Annotated in this window: 2 protein-coding genes and 1 pseudogene; 1 reads left to right on the forward strand and 2 read right to left on the reverse strand. The window is 73.5% G+C overall.

Translation table 11 applies throughout. From position 1 onward, the window contains the following. Both G3I65_RS18930 and G3I65_RS18935 read right to left on the reverse strand, forming a co-directional pair. Positions 1 to 1,035 (reverse strand): annotated as a pseudogene (locus tag G3I65_RS18930) (hypothetical protein); the annotation flags it as partial. A gap of 14 nt (positions 1,036 to 1,049) precedes the next feature. Beyond that, positions 1,050 to 1,838, reverse strand: coding sequence for an excalibur calcium-binding domain-containing protein (locus G3I65_RS18935; protein ID WP_160697289.1), 789 nt, complete (start codon positions 1,836 to 1,838; stop codon positions 1,050 to 1,052). Between the two features lie 192 nt (positions 1,839 to 2,030). Here G3I65_RS18935 and G3I65_RS18940 point away from each other — a divergent pair. Beyond that, on the forward strand, positions 2,031 to 2,291 hold a 261-nt coding region (locus G3I65_RS18940), incomplete at its 3' end, for an exonuclease domain-containing protein (protein ID WP_309235554.1).

Raw genomic sequence — 2,291 nt, forward strand, 5'->3', positions numbered from 1 at the left:
GTCCGGGTCCGGCGCGAGCGTGGGCGGCGGCGCCTTGTGGCCGCGGCGGGGAACCGGCGGCTCGTCGGCGAGCAGCAGCCCGGCCTGTGCCGCGAGGTCGATGGCCAGCTCGACCTCGGCCGGCGTCGCCCCGGTGTCCTTGGCGACCTTCTTGACCAGCCGGGTCCCGATCGTGCCGTCCTTGAGCAGCGGGAGCGGCTCCGCGGCGGCGAGCTCGAGGATCGCCGAAACGCGGTCCAGCAACCGCAGCGCGGCGGCCGAGGAGGTGGCCTCGCCCGGCTCGATCCCGACGTGCGTGACGGCGTACTCCGGCTCCTCGGGCGTGAACGGCAGCCGGTGGTCCGGACCACGCAGGGCGAGCGAGACCTCGATCGGCATCGCGGTGCCGCCGTAGTAGGTGCCGAACAGGAAGCCGTGGTCGAGCGCCCAGCCGAGCGGCGGCATGCCGTCGACCTCGGGGACGCCGTCGGCCATGTCCCGCAACACCTTCCGCGTCCGCTCGGGCGCGGTGGCGAACAGCTCCCGGACGCGGTCGCCGTCGCGGAAGTGCCGGACGAGGTCCTTGGGTGCGACCCCGAGGTTGCGGGCCAGGTGCGCCCGCTGGATCGTGGTGAGCTCCGAGAGCAGATCGGCCACCGGCCGGCCGAGCCCTTCGGCGTGGAAGCTGTGGCGCTGCAGCACTTCCGGCAGGACGATCTCGCCGGCTTCACGCCACAGCAGGGCGCGCTCGGCGAGTTCGTCCACAAAGGACTCGACGGCGGCGCCCCCGAGCAACGCGCTGACGTCGCCGAGCGGCACCGGCGCCTGGTTCAGGGCGTCGCACAACTGGACCGCGCGCAGCACCTGCGCCTGCGGCATGGACAACCCGAGCAGTGCCTCGTCGACGGATTCGGGCGACGCGAGCCGCGCGGCGACGACGTCCAGCCGCCGCGGCCACGGCTCCGCCAGCACGTCCGGCCGGTGGGCCAGCACCTTCGCCAGCCCGTCCCGGTCCAGGCCCACGAGCCTGCCGAGCAATTCCTCGGCGGTGGTCATCGGACCAGGTTAGATCACCGTTCGCAGGCCACGCCGTCGCCGTCGCGGTCGAGCGCGGACCGGTAGCCGGGTTCGCCGCGGTACAGCGGGGCGGCGCCGGCGGCCTTCGCGGCGGAGCAGTTCGCGTAGTAGGCGCTGTGGTCCGGTTCCGGGGCCGGCGGCTCTTCGGTGGTCCGGACGACGGGTGGCGGCTTCGGCGCCGCCTTGGTCGTCGCGGGCGGAGGCGGGGCCACCGGCTGGACCGCCGTGGTGGGCGCCGGCGCGTCGATGGTGCCGTTGCACGGCGGACCCCACAAGCCGGTGGTCGCCTGCTTCGCCGCGGATTCGGCGCCGGCGAGCGCGGGCAGCGCCGCGTCCGCGGTGTACTTCAGATATCCCAGCTGGATCGCGAGAGCCGCGTAATCCCGGCCGTCGGCGAGGGTCACCGCGATGCCCCGCGCGGTTTCCGCGCCGAGTGTCACGGCTTTGCCGGAAAGCGTCGTGACCGCCCAGTTCAGCGATTCCGTCGCGTAGCAACCCGTGCCGGCGAGCGGGGCGGTGACGCCGAGCACGCGCACCGTTTTCGTGGTGCCGTCGCTGCCCTTGACGACGACGGTGGTGCCGTCGGTCACCGCGCTGACGGTGTAGGTGACCGCGGCCGGCGCCGTCGTCGAAGTCGTGCTGGCCGGCGGGGGTGTGGACGACGCGGGAGCCGCCGCCACGACGGGCTCCGGCTCCGGTGCCTCGCCGAAGATCGCGCCGAGCACGAACAGGACGCCGAAGGCGGCCAAGACGATCTTCAGCCAGTTCGGAAAGCGCTTCATCCGGGATTCCCTGTTCTTCGACGCGGGGTGCCGACGGTGTACTCGGGAAACCTCCCGCCGTTGTTACGCCCGGGCCCGTGATCGACCACCAGTCGTTATCGGACGGAATGTTGCCGTCACGATCTCGTCACGAACCACGCGCCCACGCCGAAAAGCTGTGACAACGCCCGCCGGGAAAACGACCAGCGGGGCGTGATCGAATCCCTCCCGCTGCTCGGCGCCGGCGGACATCCCGCGCAGGGCACCGACTTCACCGCGCTGGACGTCCGCACGACCGGGCTGCGGCCGGGGCACGTCGTCGAGCTGGCCGCGGTCCGGGTCCGCGCCGACGGCGCCGTCGTCGGCGAGCTGTCGACCCTGGTCGACCCCGGACCCGGCGTGCCGCCCGGCCCGGTCCTCCTGCACGGCATCACGCGAGCCGACCTCGACGGCGCGCCGACGTTCGGCGCCGCG

The organism is Amycolatopsis sp. SID8362 (genome assembly GCF_010550475.1).
GTDB classification, from domain to species: Bacteria; Actinomycetota; Actinomycetes; order Mycobacteriales; family Pseudonocardiaceae; genus Amycolatopsis; species Amycolatopsis eburnea.

Coding starts and splice junctions, on each gene's coding strand:
- G3I65_RS18935 (WP_160697289.1), bottom strand. CDS start 1,838: ATGAAGCGCTTTCCGAACTGGCTGAAGATCGTCTTGGCCGCCTTCGGC.